The 19270-nt window shown below is 60.7% G+C and carries 9 protein-coding genes and 2 pseudogenes; 6 read left to right on the forward strand and 5 right to left on the reverse strand.

Going from position 1 to position 19270, the window contains the following annotated elements:
* Positions 1-77 precede the first annotated feature (77 nt).
* The 3 genes from AEQ63_RS10000 to putP form a co-directional block, all read right to left on the reverse strand.
* Positions 78-791, reverse strand: a complete 714-nt coding sequence (locus AEQ63_RS10000; protein WP_064363205.1) for a DUF4123 domain-containing protein — start codon at positions 789-791, stop codon at positions 78-80.
* Positions 781-2793, reverse strand: a complete 2013-nt coding sequence (gene tssI / locus AEQ63_RS10005; protein WP_064363208.1) for a type VI secretion system Vgr family protein — start codon at positions 2791-2793, stop codon at positions 781-783. The genes AEQ63_RS10000 and tssI overlap by 11 nt, the downstream gene beginning before the upstream one ends.
* A 351-nt stretch (positions 2794-3144) precedes the next feature.
* Positions 3145-4629, reverse strand: a complete 1485-nt coding sequence (gene putP, locus AEQ63_RS10010) for a sodium/proline symporter PutP (RefSeq protein WP_064363209.1) — start codon at positions 4627-4629, stop codon at positions 3145-3147.
* Positions 4630-5087: 458 nt separating this feature from the next.
* Here putP and putA point away from each other — a divergent pair, with 458 nt between their 5' ends.
* Both putA and AEQ63_RS10020 read left to right on the forward strand, forming a co-directional pair.
* Positions 5088-9041 (forward strand): trifunctional transcriptional regulator/proline dehydrogenase/L-glutamate gamma-semialdehyde dehydrogenase, encoded by a 3954-nt coding sequence (putA, locus tag AEQ63_RS10015; protein WP_064363212.1) that lies wholly within the window; start codon positions 5088-5090, stop codon positions 9039-9041.
* Positions 9042-9352: 311 nt separating this feature from the next.
* The gene (locus AEQ63_RS10020; protein WP_064363213.1) at positions 9353-11155 is read left to right on the forward strand and encodes an acyl-CoA dehydrogenase; all 1803 of its coding nucleotides are present in this window, start codon (positions 9353-9355) and stop codon (positions 11153-11155) included.
* A gap of 183 nt (positions 11156-11338) precedes the next feature.
* Here AEQ63_RS10020 and AEQ63_RS10025 read toward each other — a convergent pair whose 3' ends face one another.
* Positions 11339-11641: a cell division protein ZapA gene (locus tag AEQ63_RS10025; protein WP_064363216.1), complete on the reverse strand. Its 303-nt coding sequence runs from the start codon at positions 11639-11641 to the stop codon at positions 11339-11341.
* Positions 11638-11868, reverse strand: coding sequence for a hypothetical protein (locus tag AEQ63_RS10030; RefSeq protein ID WP_016772015.1), 231 nt, complete (start codon positions 11866-11868; stop codon positions 11638-11640). The genes AEQ63_RS10025 and AEQ63_RS10030 overlap by 4 nt, the downstream gene beginning before the upstream one ends.
* 343 nt (positions 11869-12211) lie before the next feature.
* On the opposite strand from AEQ63_RS10030, the pseudogene AEQ63_RS29265 reads away from it, so the two are divergent.
* The 4 genes and pseudogenes from AEQ63_RS29265 to mscK form a co-directional block, all read left to right on the forward strand.
* Positions 12212-12868: pseudogene (locus tag AEQ63_RS29265) on the forward strand (MCP four helix bundle domain-containing protein); the annotation flags it as partial.
* A gap of 303 nt (positions 12869-13171) precedes the next feature.
* A pseudogene (locus AEQ63_RS29270) lies at positions 13172-13771 on the forward strand (methyl-accepting chemotaxis protein); the annotation flags it as partial.
* A gap of 322 nt (positions 13772-14093) precedes the next feature.
* Positions 14094-15836 carry a potassium/proton antiporter gene (locus tag AEQ63_RS10040; protein WP_042608725.1) on the forward strand — a complete coding sequence of 581 codons (1743 nt, stop codon included), beginning with the start codon at positions 14094-14096 and terminating at the stop codon, positions 15834-15836.
* Positions 15837-15870: 34 nt separating this feature from the next.
* Complete coding sequence (gene mscK / locus AEQ63_RS10045) at positions 15871-19224, forward strand: mechanosensitive channel MscK (protein WP_064363220.1); 3354 nt, start codon at positions 15871-15873, stop codon at positions 19222-19224.
* Positions 19225-19270 lie beyond the last annotated feature (46 nt).

Genomic DNA, 19270 nt, shown 5'->3' on the forward strand with positions numbered 1-19270 from the left:
CCTGCAACCCACCGCGCACCAGTTCATGAAAACCGCCGCAATTCGAAGGAAACGTCCGAAGCGTTTGCCCCGAAATTTCACTCCGCCTCTGCCAGCAAAAACTCCAGAAGCGCCGATCGTGACGAATCTTCCGACATCGATAATCTGAAAAACTGCCCGACCTTGCAGCGCAGCACCGCCTCGGGAAACGCCTCGAACACGGCCGGTTGCTCCTCGCCTAGCCATTGCAGAACATTCGCGACGCGAACGCTTTCATCGGTCTGCGTCAACACCCGGTCCGGCACCCTCCACCACGGAAAGACTCGCCCCGACACCAGCGCCCGGCCGCCGATTTCAACGGCTTTGCCATTGATCAAGCCTCGCGAAATCACCGTCAGCAACTGCGTCGGATTGACCTCATCGACCTGCAATAGAGGCAGCAGATACCGCCCATCCCAGAAGCGAAAAAACACTGGTTTACCGTCCGGCATCAGCACTTGAGTCAAGCTGCGGAAATGCTCGACCAGCGCTTCCAGATCCGCCGAAGACACCGCCAGCCACCCCCAGTCCCGCGAGTCGGTTTGTGCCACCCAACGTAAAAACTCACTGTCCGCAGCGACAATTCCCACGTAAGGCATCACCGCGTCCCACTCGGCATAAATCGTCTCGGCCCAGATCGGATCAGCCGTGCCCCGCCAGGCCGCAAAAACATCGGCATCACTGGCGCGGCTGAAAATTGCGAACAGTTGCTCCGACGCGTGCAGCGGCTGACGCGCCAGCCACTGTTCGGGCGTCAATTCTTCAGACTGCACAAACACCGTCCTTACAACGTTCACACTCTTCGCAGAACGGCGCATCGCCCTTGAAACTCATGATTTGTGCGGCGGTGAGGATGGCTGCCGGCGCGGCGAGTTTTTCCACCAGTCCCGGCACCACTGGCGCAGCGCTGGTCGCCAGCATCGGCGCGCCGCCCACGACAATCGGTACGCTGCTGAAAATCCCGCCGGGGCCGATATTGATCCACTGCCCGCCCGCCTGAATCGTCGCACTCGCGCCGCCATCGATGATCACTTGCTGGCCAGCGCTTATATGGATCTGCGCAGAAGCGCTGGTCGCCTGGCTGTTCACCCGAACCTGCTGGTCGCCGAGTACGGACAAATGGTCATCCTGCCTGACCTCGGTCTGCCGCTGACCATGGGTGATGCGTTGCTCATCGGCCTTGAGTTCATGGCGGGCAGTGCCGGCGACGACCACACTGCGCTGATTATCGACCTGCAGTTGCTGGTCGTTGAGTACGTGCTGGGTCCAGTTGCGCTGGGCACGCAGGTAGATTTCCTCGGCGCCCTTCTTGTCCTCGATGCGCAGTTCGTTATCCCCGCCACCGCCGGGGCTGCTCTGGCTGCGGAAAATGCTGCGGGTCTTGTCCGCCGGCAGGTCCAGCGGCACCGGAGTCGCCGCATTTGGCAGGCAACCCATGACCAGCGGCTTGTCGGCATCGCCATCGATGAAGCCGACCAGCACTTCCATTCCGACTCGCGGAATCAACACGCTGCCGTAGTGATCGTGGGCCCAACCGGCCGCGACACGTAGCCAGCAACTGGAGTGCTCGTTCAGCTCGCCATCGCGATCCCAGGCCAGCTGGACTTTGACCCGCCCGTATTCATCGCAATGGATTTCCAGGTCTTTCGGGCCAGTGACAACGGCGGGTTGGTAACCGGACATGCGCGGGTTCTCCGGCCCGAGCGCCGGACGATAGAACACGTCCCACGGTGTGGCCACGAAGGTATTGCGGTAACCCTGGAACGATTCGCCATCGCTGGTCACCGATTCCTCGAGCACCTGCGGCTGGCGGCCCCGGTGTTCAACGGCAGTGAGCAACCACAGGTCATTCCAGTCGTTGCGCGGATGTTCGGTGAGCTGCAGGAAATGTCCGCAGACCAATGCAGATTCGTCGCTGCGGCCTTCGGCCTGACGGTAATCAGCGACGTGCCGTTCCAGCGCTCGCCGCGCCAGGTGCTTGCCGGTTTCGCGATCATTGAATTGCCCGGGGAAGTGGTAGTCCTCCAGCACCGGACGTTGTTCGCCATCGCTGCGGCCTTGCAGAGACAGGCGTGGTCTTTCGAAATTGTAGTCACGCCGGGTGACGACACTGGTGCGGGTTTCCACGCGCACGTTGAAACGTTGAATCGCCGGCGCGCCAGCCGACATGCCGCTGCCCGGCAGATACAGCGTCGGCTCGGGCAGTTTCGGGAACACGGTCTGGTCGTCGCCAAAGACCAGCAAATGGCCTTCGGGGCTGTGTTGGAAGTGGTAATGAATGCCGACCTCGGCACATAGACGCTGGATAAAGGCCAGATCGCTTTCAGCGTATTGCACGCAGTATTCGCGCTCCGGGTATTCGCTGCCGAGGCGAAATTCAAAGGCATCGCGCAGGATCGAATGGTCCTTGAGAATCCGAGTGACGATTTGCGGCACGCTCTGGTGCTGGAAAATCCGTTGGTTGATGCGATGCCCAAGATACGTCAGACGCGGGACGAGGCTGAGGTGATAGCGTGTCAGACGCTTCGCGGAATCGCCCTGCCCGACCTGATAAATCTGACCATGAATGCCGGAACCCTGAGCATCGAAACTCAGAAACGCCTGACCATGCAGCAGGCTTTCCAGCTCCAGGTCCGGCCGCTCGCTGACCAGTTCCAGCTCGAAGCGAAAAGGCTGACTGATGGCCTCCCTGCCGGTGAATTCAAGGACCTTGAGGTCATGCTGGGTGCCTTCGAGGGTCAACGTGAAACGCGGTTGATTGGCAGGGGCGAACATCCGATGTCTCTCTGCAGAATGAAGGGCGGGCGATTCTGCATGAGGGGCAAGGGGGGATGAGCAGGTGACGGGAAATTCAGAATTGCCCTACGTGGTTTGCTGAAAGCCCTTCGGAACGTCACGCCTTTAACTACAGACATATCCCTTAAACTCACCCTCGTCCCACTGTAGGAGTGAGCCTGCTCGCGATAGCGGTGTCTCTGCGACATCGATGGTGAATGTCAGACCGCTATCGCGAGCAGGCTCACTCCTACAGAAGATCGCAGTGAACCGGAGAAATCACAGGCACAAAAAAACGGCCCGCCTCCTGTAGGAAACGGGCCGTTTTCGTGTGAGCCGGAGCTCAGCGCATTACTTGTTCAGGTGGAAATCCTTCTCCGCCGCTTCGAAGCGCTGCACCATTCCGGCTGTCGGCGCGCCGAGCTTGCTGACGATGTAGATGGCCAGGCTGGCGAAGATGAAGCCAGGGATGATTTCGTACAAACCCATCACTTCCCAGTGTTTCCAGGCTACAACGGTGATCGCGCCGACCAGGATACCGGCCAGTGCGCCGTCTCGGGTCATGCCTTTCCAGACCACCGAGATCAGCACAACAGGGCCGAACGCAGCGCCGAAACCAGCCCAGGCGTAGGACACCAGGCCCAGTACGCGGTTATCCGGGTCAGCGGCCAGTGCGATAGCGATAAGTGCTACCAGCAGCACCATGGCGCGACCGACCCAGACCAGCTCGACCTGGGACGCGGTTTTACGCAGGAAGGTCTTGTAAAAGTCTTCGGTCAGGGCGCTTGAGCACACCAGCAACTGGCAGCTCAGGGTGCTCATCACAGCGGCGAGAATCGCCGACAGCAACACACCGGCGACCCATGGGTTAAAGAGGATTTTCGCCAGTTCGATGAACACACGCTCGTGGTTCTCGGTCACCGGGCCAGCCAACTCCGGGTGCGCCGAGAAGTAGGCGATACCGAAAAAGCCCACGGCCACGGTGCCGCCCAGGCACAGGATCATCCAGGTCATGGAGATGCGACGGGCATTGGCGATCGATTTCACCGAATCCGCCGCCATGAAACGCGCGAGGATGTGCGGCTGACCGAAGTAACCCAGGCCCCAGCCCAACAGCGAAATCACACCGATGAAGGTGGTGCCCTTGAGCATGTCGAAGTTGCTTGGATCGTTGGCTTCGATGGCCAGGAACGTGGTGTCGACGCCGCCGGTCGCCAGCAGCACGATGATCGGCGTGAGGATCAGCGCGAAGATCATCAGCGTGGCTTGTACCGTGTCAGTCCAGCTGACTGCGAGGAAACCGCCGACGAAGGTGTAGGCAATCGTCGCCGCCGCACCGGCCCACAGCGCTGTCTCGTAGGACATGCCGAAGGTGCTTTCGAACAGACGCGCACCGGCGACGATGCCGGAAGCGCAGTAGATGGTGAAGAACACCAGGATCACCACCGCCGAGATAATCCGCAGCAGGCCGCTTTTATCTTCGAAACGGCTGGAGAAGTAGTCCGGCAGAGTCAGGGCATCGCCGTTGTGCTCGGTCTGCACCCGCAGACGGCCGGCGACGAACAGCCAGTTCAGATAAGCACCGACGATCAGGCCGATGGCGATCCAGCTTTCGGACAGACCGGACATGTAGATGGCGCCCGGCAGGCCCATCAGCAACCAGCCGCTCATGTCCGAGGCACCGGCGGACAGCGCAGTTACCACGCTACCGAGGCTGCGACCGCCGAGAATATAGTCGGAAAGGTTGTTGGTGGAGCGATAGGCCATGAAGCCGATCAGCACCATTGCTGCGATGTAGATCACGAATGTGATCAAGGTTGGATTGCTAACGCTCATTAAGTTACGCCCTGGCTTTGTTTTTATGTAGCGGCGGTGGTGAACCGCTCGCAAACGACGACGTTTGGCAGACGATCCGGGATCCCGCGCATTTAAGACTGATGTTTCCCCAGGAAAGCCATCAGCCGGTACACCGGGTTATTCCCGGTTGCACCTTGGCGGCGAATGCTATGCAACAAAGCAAATAAGGTGCAACCAGTTTCGCCAGAATCAGTTGCACCTAGTCGGAATATTCGAAGACCAGCATGTTTTTGCTCCCTTTTGTAGCAGTCAGCGCTCGTTGCTAGAAGCAAAAGCACCAAGCAGGAGCGGCACTTTCGTACCAGAAATTATTTCCTGACGAACTGCGAATTATTCCGACAAAAAAAGGGTTGCACCCGGTTGCACCTCGTTCGGCGCACGGCTAATCTTGCGGCCAGCTGATGCCACGCAACTGTGGCAACCATGAGGATAAAAATATGGCTACCACCACCCTTGGGGTCAAACTTGATGACCCGACCCGCGAGCGCCTCAAGGCTGCCGCAACCTCGATTGATCGCACGCCGCACTGGCTGATCAAACAGGCAATTTTCAATTACCTGGAAAAACTCGAGGGTGGTGCAACCCTGACTGAGTTGAACGGTTTGACCGCCAAAGATGCCGATGACGCGGGCGAAGTGCAGACCGATCACGCTCACCAATGTTTCCTCGAATTCGCCGAAAGCATCCTGCCGCAATCGGTTTTGCGTGCCTCGATCACCGCGGCCTACCGCCGTCCTGAGCCAGAAGTGGTGCCGATGCTGATCGAGCAGGCGCGCCTGCCGGCTCCAATGGCCGAAGCCACCAACAAACTCGCCGCGACCATCGCAGAAAAACTGCGGAACCAGAAGAGTGCCGGCGGTCGTGCCGGTATTGTTCAGGGCCTGCTGCAGGAATTCTCCCTGTCGTCCCAGGAAGGCGTGGCGCTGATGTGTCTTGCCGAAGCGCTGCTGCGCATCCCCGACAAGGGCACTCGGGATGCGCTGATCCGCGACAAGATCAGCACCGGCAACTGGCATCCGCACCTGGGCAACAGCCCTTCGCTGTTCGTCAACGCGGCGACCTGGGGCCTGCTGCTGACCGGCAAACTGGTTTCCACCCACAATGAAGCCGGCCTGACTTCTTCGCTGAGCCGCATCATTGGCAAGAGCGGCGAGCCGATGATCCGCAAGGGCGTCGACATGGCCATGCGCCTGATGGGCGAGCAGTTCGTCACCGGCGAAACCATCGCCGAAGCACTGGCCAATGCGAGCAAGTTCGAAGCCAAGGGCTTCCGTTATTCCTACGACATGCTCGGTGAAGCGGCACTCACCGAAGTCGACGCGCAGAAATACCTGGCGTCGTACGAACAGGCGATCCATTCGATCGGCAAAGCGTCCCACGGTCGTGGGATTTATGAAGGTCCGGGCATTTCCATCAAGCTCTCGGCGCTGCACCCGCGCTACAGCCGTGCGCAATACGAGCGCGTCATGGACGAGCTGTACCCGCGTCTGCTGTCGCTGACCCTGCTGGCCAAGCAATACGACATCGGCCTGAACATCGACGCCGAAGAAGCCGACCGCCTCGAGCTGTCGCTGGATCTGCTCGAGCGTCTGTGCTTCGAGCCGCAATTGACTGGCTGGAACGGCATCGGTTTCGTTATCCAGGCTTATCAGAAGCGTTGCCCGTACGTGATCGACTACGTGATCGATCTGGCCCGTCGCAGCCGTCATCGCCTGATGATCCGTCTGGTAAAAGGCGCGTACTGGGACAGCGAAATCAAGCGCGCCCAGGTCGAAGGCCTGGAAGGCTATCCGGTCTATACCCGCAAGGTGTACACCGACGTTTCCTACATCGCTTGCGCACGCAAACTGCTGTCGGTGCCGGAAGTCATTTATCCGCAGTTCGCCACGCACAACGCCCACACCTTGTCGGCGATCTATCACATTGCCGGTCAGAATTATTACCCGGGCCAGTACGAATTCCAGTGCCTGCACGGCATGGGCGAACCGCTCTACGAACAGGTTGTAGGCAAAGTATCCGAGGGCAAGCTGAACCGTCCGTGCCGCGTGTACGCTCCGGTCGGCACCCACGAAACCCTGCTGGCGTACCTCGTGCGTCGTCTGCTGGAAAACGGCGCCAACACCTCGTTCGTCAACCGCATCGCCGACCAGTCGATTTCGATTCAGGAACTGGTGGCCGATCCGGTGGCGCAGATCGAGCAGATGGCGACCGTGGAAGGTGGTTTCGGTCTGCCGCACCCACGCATTCCGCTACCGCGTGACCTGTACGGTGCCGAGCGTGCCAACTCCAGCGGCATCGACATGGCCAACGAACATCGTCTGGCTTCGCTGTCCTGCGCTCTGCTCGCCACCGCGCATAACGACTGGAAAGCCGCGCCGATGCTCGGTTGCGCGTCCAGCAACGAAACGCCGGTTGCCGTGCTGAATCCGGCCGATCACCGCGATGTGGTTGGTCACGTGCAGGAAGCCACCGTCGAAGACGTCGACAACGCCATTCAGTGCGCGCTGAACGCCGCGCCGATCTGGCAGGCCACGCCGCCGGCCGAACGTGCAGCGATTCTGGAACGCGCCGCTGACTTGATGGAAGGTGAAATCCAGCCGCTGATGGGCCTGCTGGCTCGCGAAGCCGGCAAGACCTTCGCCAACGCCATCGCCGAAGTCCGCGAAGCCGTCGACTTCCTGCGCTATTACGCAGTGCAGGCGCGCAACGATTTCAGCAATGACGCCCACCGCCCACTGGGTCCGGTGGTGTGCATCAGCCCGTGGAACTTCCCGCTGGCGATCTTCAGCGGCCAGGTCGCTGCGGCATTGGCTGCCGGCAACCCGGTACTGGCCAAACCTGCGGAGCAAACCCCGCTGGTCGCCGCGCAAGCCGTGCGCTTGCTGCTCGAAGCCGGGATTCCGGAAGGCGTGCTGCAACTGCTGCCGGGGCGTGGTGAAACGGTCGGCGCTGGTCTGGTAGGTGATGAGCGCGTCAAAGGCGTGATGTTCACCGGCTCGACCGAAGTCGCGCGCCTGCTGCAACGCAACATCGCTGGGCGCCTAGACAGCCAGGGCCGGCCGATTCCACTGATCGCCGAAACCGGTGGCCAGAATGCGATGATCGTCGACTCCTCGGCACTCACCGAACAAGTCGTGATCGACGTGGTGTCGTCGGCTTTCGACAGTGCCGGCCAGCGTTGCTCGGCCCTGCGGGTACTGTGCTTGCAGGAAGATTCCGCCGATCGCGTCATCGAAATGCTCAAGGGTGCCATGGCTGAAAGCCGCCTCGGTAACCCGGAGCGCCTGTCCGTGGACATCGGCCCGGTGATCGACGCCGAAGCCAAGGCTGGCATCGACAAGCACATCCAGGGCATGCGCGATAAAGGCCGCAATGTTTACCAAGTAGCGATTGCCGACAGCGAAGAGGTCAAGCGCGGCACCTTCGTCATGCCGACCCTGATCGAACTGGAAAGCTTCGACGAGCTGCAACGCGAGATCTTCGGACCGGTGCTGCACGTGGTGCGCTACAAGCGCAAAGAGCTGGATCAACTGATCGGCCAGATCAACACCTCCGGTTATGGCCTGACGCTGGGCGTGCACACGCGCATCGACGAAACCATCGCCAAGGTGATCGACAACGTCAACGCCGGTAACGTCTACGTCAACCGCAACATCGTCGGTGCCGTGGTCGGCGTGCAGCCATTCGGCGGCGAAGGCCTGTCGGGTACTGGCCCGAAAGCCGGCGGCCCGCTGTATCTGTACCGCCTGCTGTCGACGCGTCCTGCTGACGCCATCGAACAATCCTTCGCCCGCGGTGACGCCATCGTTGCCCCGGACGTGCGCTTGCGCGATGCCATGAGCCAATCGTTGAACGCTCTGAAAGCCTGGGCCGACAACAACAAGTTCGCCGACCTGAGCACCCTGTGCGTGCAATACGCGGCGCAATCGCAGAGCGGCATCACCCGCGTGCTGGCCGGTCCGACCGGCGAGAAAAACAGCTACGCGATCCTGCCGCGCGAACACGTACTGTGCCTCGCGGAAGTTGAAGGTGATCTGTTGACGCAACTGGCCGCGGTGCTGGCGGTGGGCGGTTCGGCGGTATGGCCGGAATCCGAGCAGACCAAGGCCTTGTTCGCCCGTCTGCCGAAGGAAGTCCAGGCGCGGATCAAGCGCGTTGCCGACTGGAACAAGGACGAGGTGGTGTTCGATGCCGTGCTGCATCACGGCCATTCCGACCAGTTGCGCGGCGTCTGCCAGCAGATTGCCCAGCGCGGCGGCGCGATCGTTGGGGTTCAGGGCCTGTCCCAGGGCGAGACCAACATTGCCCTGGAGCGTCTGGTGATCGAGCGGGCATTGAGCGTCAACACCGCTGCGGCGGGGGGCAATGCCAGCTTGATGACCATCGGTTAAACCGCTGTAAACCCAGGCGACCGCAATGGTCGCCTGGTACGCAATACCCTGTGGGAGCGAGCCTGCTCGCGAAGACGGCGTTTCAGTCGACATCGATGTTGCCTGAGCCACTGCTTTCGCGAGCAGGCTCGCTCCCACAGAAGATCAAAAGATCGCAGCCTTCGGCAGCTCCTACATGGAACCGCATTCCAAATGTAGGAGCTGCCGAAGGCTGCGATCTTTTGCTTCTGCATCACGCTCATCAATCATCCTGTTCAGCCTTCATCAGCACACCTAGACTCGGCCCAACCCCAATCTCAAGGTAAGCCGCCATGTCCGAGACGCTGCTCAGTTCCCGCAATCTGGCTTTCGAGCTGTACGAAGTCCTTGATGCCGAGGGCCTGACTCGACGTGAGCGCTTTGCCGAGCACAATCGCGAGACTTTCGACGCCGCCATCGGCACCGCGCGCAGCATCGCCGAAAAGTATTTCGCCCCGCACAACCGCAAGGGCGATGAAAACGAGCCGCGCTATGAAGATGGCCAGGCCATTCTGATCCCCGAAGTGAAACCGGCGGTGGATGCCTTCCTTGAGGCGGGATTTCTCAATGCCGCACGCAGTTTCGAAGCCGGCGGCATGCAACTGCCCACCCTGCTGTCGCAAGCCTGCTTCGCGCACTTCCAGTCGGCAAACGCCGCATCGACTTCGTACCCGTTCCTGACCATGGGCGCAGCGAACCTGATCGAAAGCTTCGGCAGCGAAGAACAGAAGCAGCGCTTCCTGCAACCCATGATCGACGGCCGCTTCTTCGGCACCATGGCCCTGACAGAACCCCATGCCGGTTCGTCACTGTCGGATATTCGTACCCGCGCCGAGCCCGCATCCGACGGCACCTATCGTCTCAAGGGCAACAAGATCTTCATTTCCGGCGGTGATCATCCGCTCTCGGAAAACATCGTGCACATGGTCTTGGCCAAACTGCCCGACGCGCCGCCGGGAGTGAAAGGTATTTCGCTGTTCATCGTGCCGAAGTTTCTGGTCAACGACGACGGCAGCCTCGGCCAGCGCAACGACGTGCTGCTCGCCGGGCTGTTCCACAAGATGGGCTGGCGTGGCACCACATCTACCGCGCTGAATTTCGGTGATAACGGTGAGTGCGTCGGCTATCTGGTAGGCAAGCCGCACCACGGCTTGAGCTACATGTTCCAAATGATGAACGAAGCGCGGATCGGCGTCGGCATGGGCGCGGTCATGCTCGGTTATGCCGGTTACCTGTATTCACTGGAGTACGCGCGCGAGCGGCCGCAGGGTCGGGTGCCGGACAGCAAGGATCCGACCACGGCGCCGGTGGCGATCATTCAGCACGCGGATGTCAGACGCATGCTGCTGACGCAGAAATCCTACGTCGAAGGTGCCTTCGATCTTGGCCTGTATGCAGCGCGGCTGTTCGATGACACCACGACGCTGGAGACCGAAGCCGAACGCAAGCAGGCGCATGAACTGTTGGACCTGCTGACGCCGATCGTCAAATCCTGGCCCTCGGAGTTCTGCCTGAAGGCCAACGAACTGGCGATCCAGATTCTTGGCGGTCACGGCTACACCCGTGAATACCCGGTGGAGCAGTACTACCGCGACAACCGCCTGAACCCGATCCACGAAGGTACCCACGGTATCCAGTCGCTGGATTTGCTCGGACGCAAGCTGGCGCAGAACGGTGGCGCCGGGTTGAAGCAATTGATTCGCTTGATCGCCAACACCGCGCAACGCGCGACCGCGTACGACTCGCTGAGCGCACTGCGCGAACCGCTGGAAAAACTCGTTGCCCGCCTGCAAACCGTAACCATCGGCCTGCTCACCGATCTGGCCCAGGGCAAGGTCAACAGCAGCCTGGCGAACTCGGCGCTGTACCTGAAAGTGTTCGGCCACGCGGTGATCGGCTGGCGCTGGCTGGAACAGGCAATTCGCGCTGAGGAAGGCCTGGCAAAAGGGTGTGCGGCGAATGTCGACTTCTATAAGGGCAAGTTGCAGGCGGCGCGGTACTTCCTGACGTGGGAAGTGCCGGGCTGCCAGCATGAGCTGGACTTGCTGGAGGCGCGGGATGATACGTGTCTGACGATGCGCGAGGAGTGGTTCTGATCCGAATGCTGTTCAGTGCTTCAAACCCTTCGCGAGCAGGCTTGCTCCCACAGGGTTCGGTGGCGTTCACACACCCAGTGAATCACCACGATAACTGTGAGAGCGGGCTTGCCCGCGAAAGGGCCGGGGCTGACGACACATCAGCCCAGCGTGAATCCACTCATCTGCACGCCAGCAACCCGATCAACCCTGATTGATCGTCTTGGCAATGGTCTCGACCGTGGCGCTGACTTGCTCTTGATAACGGTCGAGTTCTTCTTTGTGCTGCTTCTTCATTTCAATCTGCTGCGAGCACAGATTCATCGCGGCCAGCACCAGCAAACGGTCGCCGATCAGCGTCGGGTATTTGCGCTTGGTGTCTTCCAGCGCGGCCTTGAGCATCATCGCCGCATCCAGCAGGGTCTGTTCTTCCCCGGCCGGTGCCTTGATCGAATAGTCCTCGCCGAGAATGGAGATGACTTTTACCCCTGCTGTGCCGTGGTTCATGCGCTGACGGGACCTGCGTTGACACGATCGACCAGTGCCTGGATGCGCGCGGCGGTGGCGCCGTGTTTTTCTTCCTGCTCCATCAGGTTCAGTTGCAGGTTTTCGTTTTCATCCTTGGCCTGGGCCAGTTCCGTGGACAGGGTCTGGTTGGTCTGCAGCAAGGTCTGGTTCTGTTGCACCAGGTCGCTGACGAGCTGTTCCAATTGGCTGAGGGATGCTTCCAACATTTTGATCTTCCAAGCGTTTTTCAAAGGGCGCGTACGATAAAGAAAAGTCACCACGGATGCCAGGGTTAAACCGGCGCAAGGCCTTGATTTGCCTGGGTGGCGAAGCTTCTCGCGAGTTTAAAAGACTGTGATTGGTCGATCTGGTTCCTGCACTTCGTCGCACAGAGCCGTCTGCGACAAATACGCACACCACCTCAAGACTTTAGTCGTATGACCGATAAGTCACCCATACAGCAGTCTCAGCCCGCATGGATGCGGCCCTTTTCGGTATCCGCCCATGTCCCTCCGCAATATGAATATCGCCCCACGGGCGTTCACCGGCTTCGCCCTGATTGGCGGCCTGATGTTGATTCTCGGCGTGTTTGCCCTGAACCAGATGAGCAAGATCCGCGCGGCCGGCGAAGACATCGCCACCGCCAGCGTGCCATCGATCAAGGCCCTCGACGAATTCACCCAGCTGACCCTGCGCCTTCGCGTGCTGTCCTACCGCTTGCTGATCAACCGCGAACCCGATGTGCAGCAGAAAACCATCGAACTGTTCGACCTGCGTAACCGCCAGATCAGCGATGCGCAGCGTGCATACGAGCCGCTGATCGAAGGTCCGCAGGAACGCGCGGCGTACGATCAGTACGTGCAGTTGCTGGCGCAGTACCGTCAGCTTGAAGAGCGCATGAAAACCCTGTCGCGCAACAATCAGGTCGACGAGTTGCGGCAGATGCTCAACAGCGATTTGCTGAGCAATTCGGAAGCGGTGAATACCGCGCTGGCGCGTTTGCTGGAAATCAACACCCAGCAGATCGCCGAAACCGATCAGGGCGCCAAGGATCAGTACTCGATGTCGTTCGATCTGGTCGTCACTCTGCTGGTGATCGCCAGCGGCTTGACCTTGCTGTTCGCCTGGCTGCTGACCGTGAGCATTACCAAACCGATTTCCAAGGCACTCGAAGCGGCGGAAACCATCGCCGAAGGCAACCTGACCCAGCCGATCCATGTCGATGGCGAAGATGAAGCCGGGCGCCTGCTGGCGGCGATGGCCAAGATGCAATCGAAGCTGCGCGACACCCTGCAGCGGATTTCCGGTTCGGCCACGCAGCTGGCCTCCGCCGCTGAAGAATTGAACAGCGTCACCGACGAAAGTGCTCGCGGCCTGACCCAGCAGAACAACGAAATCGAGCAGGCGGCCACTGCCGTCAACGAGATGACCAGTGCCGTCGAAGAAGTCGCGCGCAACGCGGTCAGCACTTCGGAAGCCTCGAAAAACGCCACCACTTCGGCGGGCGACGGTCGTGATCTGGTGCAGGAAACCGTCAGCGCCATCGAACGCATGAGCGCCGATGTGCAGAGCACGGCTTCGCTGATCGGCGACCTGGCCAATGAATCCCGCGACATCGGCAAGGTGCTCGACGTGATCCGTGGCCTGGCCGACCAGACCAACCTGCTGGCATTGAACGCAGCGATCGAAGCGGCCCGCGCCGGTGAGGCCGGTCGTGGTTTCGCCGTTGTGGCGGACGAAGTGCGCGCGCTGGCCCATCGCACCCAGCAGTCGACCAGCGAAATCGAACGCATGATCGGCAGCATCCAGAGCGGCACCGAACACGCCGTGGATTCGATGCGCAACAGCACCGAGCGCGCCGAATCGACCTTGAACATCGCCCGAGGCGCGGGTATGTCGCTGGACACGATCAACAGCGCCATCGTCGAAATCAACGAGCGCAACCTGGTCATCGCCAGCGCCGCCGAAGAGCAGGCGCAGGTGGCGCGGGAAGTCGACCGCAATCTGGTCAACATCCGTGATCTGTCGGTGCAATCGGCGACCGGCGCGAGTCAGACCGGTGCGGCGAGCAACGAGCTGTCGCGGTTGGCGCTGGATCTGAACAACATGGTTGGGCGGTTCAGCCTGTAAATTTTGAGATCAAGGTCAAAAGCCCCTCACCCCAGCCCTCTCCCAGAGGGAGAGGGGGAAAGGGAGCAGATCTCTGTGCTGTTCAAACCTGAGTTCGACTCAGGAACTTCAGGTCGATGTATCTCGCAGGATCAACGCGGTCGGTCTCCTCTCCCTCTGGGAGAGGGCTAGGGTGAGGGCCGCAATCGTCCGCCTGCCGCAAATCCTGATGCCACCCTGAAAAGCTTTTTGACAGCATCACATTTCAACAGGTTAGAATCGCTGGCACGCAGACTGCATGGTCAGTTTGTGCCCCCGTCTTTACGCTTCTGGAGTACTGCCTTTGAATGCGACGACCATCAACAGCCTGTTCTTGATCGGCGCGTTGCTGGTAGGCGCAAGCATTCTTGTCAGCTCGCTTTCTTCACGTCTCGGCATTCCGATTCTGGTCATCATCCTCGCGGTCGGCATGAGTGCCGGGGTCGATGGTGGCGGGATCATTTTCGATAACTACCCGACGGCCTATCTGGTCGGCAACCTCGCTCTGGCGGTGATCCTGCTCGACGGCGGTTTGCGCACGCGGGTGTCGAGTTTCCGCGTGGCGTTATGGCCGGCGCTGTCGCTGGCCACGGTCGGTGTATTGATCACTACCGGGCTGACCGGCATGGCCGCGGCGTGGCTGTTCGACCTCAATCTGATTCAGGGCCTGCTGATCGGCGCCATCGTCGGTTCGACCGACGCCGCTGCGGTGTTCTCGTTGCTCGGCGGCAAAGGGCTGAACGAGCGGGTCACCGCCAGCCTGGAAATCGAATCCGGCAGCAACGACCCGATGGCGGTGTTTCTAACCGTTACCCTGATCGATATGCTCGCCAGTGGCCAGACCGGCCTGCACTGGAGCCTGCTGACCCACCTGATCCGCGAATTCGGCATTGGTGGCGTGATCGGTCTGGGCGGCGGCTGGGTAATGTTGCAACTGGTCAACCGCATCAACCTCGCGGCCGGCCTGTACCCGATTCTGATCATCGCCGGCGGCCTGGTGGTGTTCGCGCTGACCAACGCCCTGCATGGCAGCGGCTTTCTCGCCGTGTACCTGTGCGGTCTGGTGATCGGCAACCGTCCGGTGCGCAGCCGCCACGGCATTCTGCACATGCTCGACGGCATGGCCTGGCTGGCGCAGATCGGCATGTTCCTGGTGCTGGGGCTGCTGGTCACGCCCCATGATCTGCTGCCGATCGCCCTGCCCGCCCTCGGTCTGGCGCTGTGGATGATCCTGTTCGCGCGGCCGCTGTCGGTGATGGTCGGTCTGCTGCCGTTCAAGGCCTTCCACGGTCGCGAAAAAGCCTTTATTTCCTGGGTCGGTCTGCGCGGCGCGGTGCCGATCATTCTCGCGGTGTTCCCGTTGATGGCCGGGCTGCCGCAAGCGCAGCTCTACTTCAATCTCGCGTTCTTCATCGTGCTGGTGTCGCTGCTGGTGCAGGGCACGAGCCTGCCGTGGGTGGCCAAGCTGCTCAAGGTGACGGTGCCGCCAGAACCCGCGCCGATCTCCCGGGCGGCGCTGGAAGTGCACGTGACCAGCGAGTGGGAACTGTTCGTTTACAAGCTCGGCGCCGAGAAATGGTGCATCGGTTCGCCCCTGCGTGAACTGAAAATGCCCGAAGGCACACGCATCGCGGCACTGTTTCGTGGCCAGCAACTGCTCCATCCGTCGGGTAGTACGGTGCTGGAAGTCGATGATTTGCTGTGTGTTATTGGCCATGAACACAACTTGTCGGCCCTCGGCAAACTGTTCAGCCAGGCGCCGCAACGCGGCCTCGACCTGCGTTTCTTCGGCGACTTCGTGCTCGAAGGAGACGCCCAGCTTAAAGCGGTTGCAGCGCTGTATGGCTTGCCGGCCGAAGGCATCGATCCGGACATGACGCTGGGGGCATTCATCGCCCAGAAAGTCGGGGGCGCACCCATCGTCGGTGACCAGGTGGAGTGGAACAATACCCACTGGACGGTCGCGGTCATGGACGGGAACAAGATCGGCAAAGTGGGCGTCAGATTCCCCGAAGGAAGTCGCCCGGGCCCCGGACTCTTCCTCTAAACTGCCTCCACTCTCACTTGCTTGACCGGTCTCTATGCCTACCCTGCGCTCCTTTTTCGCCGCGGCCCTGCTGGGCCTCAGTCTTGTCGTCGGCCCGCTGCATGCTGCCGAACCACCGTCCAGCGACGCCGTGCAGGCCAGCCTCGACAAACTGGCCGACAGCAAACTGCCGGACGCCGACAAGAAGACTTTGCAGACCGTCCTGCAGAACACCCTCAATCAGCTCAATAACGAGCGTGATTACGAGCAGAAGCTGATCGATCTCAAGCGTCAGCTGGCCAATGCGCCGAAGCTGACGATTGAAAACACCCGCGAACTGAGCCGCCTCAAAGCCACTGCACCGGTGCCGGTAGCGCAACGTTTTCCGAAAGAGTCGATCCAGCAACTGGAGCAGATCCTCACCGATCGCTCGACGCAGCAAAGCGATCTGCAAAAAGCCCTGGCCGAAGCCAACAGCCTGATCATCACCGCGCAGACTCGTCCCGAACGTGCTCAGGCAGAGATTTCCGCCAGCCAGACGCGCATCCAGCAGATCAACACCATCCTCAAATCCGGCAAGGACACCGGCAAAACGGTCACCGCCGAACAGCGCGACCAGTTGAATGCCGAACTGGCCGCACTCAATGCGTTGATTCCGCTGCGCCGTCAGGAACTGGCCGGCAACACTCAATTGCAGGATCTGGGCAACGCCCAGCATGACTTGCTCTCGGAAAAATCCGACCGTCTCGACCGCGAAATCCAGGAACTGCAGACCCTGATCAACCAGAAGCGTCTGGCGCAGTCGCAGGAAACCGTCACCCAGCAATCGATCGAAGCGCAGAAGGCCGGGGGCAGCAGCCTGCTGGCGAGCGAGAGTGCAACCAACCTCAAGCTTTCCGACTATTTGCTCAAGAGCACCGACCGTCTCAACGAAGTCACGCAGCAGAACCTGCAGACCAAACAGCAACTCGACACCCTGACCCAGAGCGATTCAGCGCTGGACGAGCAGATCAACGTGTTGAAGGGCAGCCTGCTCCTGTCCAAGATTCTCTACAAACAAAAACAGGCACTTCCCCATTTGAAGGTCGACCGCGACCTCGCCGACCAGATTGCCGATATTCGCCTCTATCAATTCGACGTCAGCCAGCAACGCGAACTGCTCAGCAACCCGGCGACCTATGTCGACAATCTGCTGGCCACGCAGCCGCCGGAGCAGGTCACTCCGCAGTTGCGCAAGAGCCTGCTCGATCTGGCCAACACTCGCGCCGATCTGCTCGAGCGGCTGAACCGCGAATTGAGCGCGATGCTCAATGAGTCGATCACCCTGCAGCTCAATCAGAAACAATTGCTCAGCACTGCGCAGAGCCTGCGCGCGACCCTCGACGAACAGATGTTCTGGATCCCCAGCAACAAGCCACTGGACGTGGAATGGATGCGCGGTGTGCCGGAGCGGCTGGAGCGGCAGGTCAATACCCTGCCCTGGGCGTCGAGCCTGAGCGAACTGACCGACGGCCTGACCCAGCGCCCCTTGTTGTTCCTGCCGCTGGCGTTGCTGATCGGCGCCCTGTTGTGGCGACGCAAGGCGCTGTACGGAAGACTCAACAAGGTTCACCAGGACATCGGCCACTTCAAGCGCGACAGCCAATGGCACACGCCGCAGGCAATCCTGATCAATATTTTGCTGGCGATGCCGGTGGCGCTGGGTCTGGCGCTGTGCGGTCTGGCCTTGCAGATCGACGCGCGCGGGCAGAACGCCAATATGGGCGCGGCGCTGTTGCAGATGGGGCAGGCCTGGCTGGTGTTCTACACCGCTTACCGGATCCTTGCGCCCGGCGGCGTGGCGGAATTGCACTTCCGCTGGGAGAAACCGCAGGTCGAGTTTCTTCAGGGCTGGGTACGTCGACTCGGCTTGGTAGTGATGGCGCTGGTCGCGGTGGTGGCGGTTGCCGAACTGCAACCGGCGGCCCTGGCCGATGACGTGCTTGGCATGCCGGTGGTGCTGACCTGCTACGCCTTGATGGCGTGGCTGCTCAGTCGCCTGTTGATCAGCAGCCCGACGCACCAGAATGCTTCGCTGTTCCGCAAAGCCGTCGGAGTGATGTTCACTCTGCTGCCGATCGCCCTGTTCGTTGCGGTGTGCTTCGGCTACTACTACACCGCGCTGAAACTCAGCGACCGCCTGATCAACACCCTGTACCTGCTGATGTTCTGGCTGGTCATCGAAGCCACCTTCGTGCGTGGCCTGAGCGTTGCCGCGCGGCGTCTGGCCTATCAGCGCGCGCTGGCGAAACGGCAGGCGGCGAAAGAGGCCGGCGACGGGGAAGCGGTGATCGAAGAGCCGACGCTGGACATCGAGAAGGTCAACGAACAGTCCCTGCGCCTGATTCGTCTGGCCCTGCTCGGCGGTTTCATCGCGGCGCTGTACTGGGTCTGGTCGGACCTGATTTCGGTGTTCTCGTATCTGGACAACATCACCCTCTACGAATACACCAGCGGCACCGGCGCCAACATGAGCATGGTGCCGATCAGCATCGGCGACATGCTCGGCGCGCTGATCATCATCGGCATTACCTTCGCCCTCGCGCGCAACCTGCCCGGCCTGCTCGAAGTGTTCGTCCTGTCCAAGCTCAACCTGGCCCAGGGCAGCGCTTATGCGACAACCACGCTGCTGTCCTACGTGATTGCCGGCGTTGGTTTTGTCACCACCCTGTCGACCCTCGGCGTCAGCTGGGACAAGCTGCAATGGCTGGTGGCGGCGCTGTCGGTGGGTCTGGGTTTCGGTATGCAGGAGATCTTCGCCAACTTCATCTCCGGCATCATGATCCTCTTCGAACGCCCGGTGCGGATCGGCGACACCATCACCATCGGCAACCTGTCGGGCACGGTGAGCAAGATCCGCATCCGCGCCACAACCATCACCGACTTCGACCGCAAGGACATCATTGTCCCGAACAAAACGTTCATTACCGGGCAATTGATCAACTGGTCGCTGACCGACACCATCACCCGCGTCACGCTGAAGCTCGGCGTCGACTACGGCTCGGATCTGGATCTGGTCAAGGAGTTGCTGCTCAAGGCGGCCCGGGAGAATCCGCGCGTGCTGAAGGAGCCGGAGCCGCACGTGTACTTCCTCAACTTCGGCGAAAGCACCCTCGACCACGAACTGCGCATGCATGTGCGCGATCTGGGTGACCGTAACCCGGTGCTCGACGAGGTCAACCGCTTCATCAACCGCGAGTTCAAGAAGCAGCACATCAACATCTCGTTCCGGCAGATGGAGGTTTACCTGAAGAATCTGCACGGCCAGGAATACAAGATGGTGCCGGTGGAACCGGAGAACAAAACCATCGTGCCGATCGTCGACGGGCAGAAACCGTTGTCGGAACCGCCGCCGGGCAAACTCGACTAACCGTCATGATCCCAGCAGAATGCTCGGACATTCTGCTGGAGCCGGC

This window comes from Pseudomonas sp. RIT-PI-o (assembly GCF_001297215.1).
In the GTDB taxonomy this organism is placed as follows: domain Bacteria; phylum Pseudomonadota; class Gammaproteobacteria; order Pseudomonadales; family Pseudomonadaceae; genus Aquipseudomonas; species Aquipseudomonas moraviensis_A.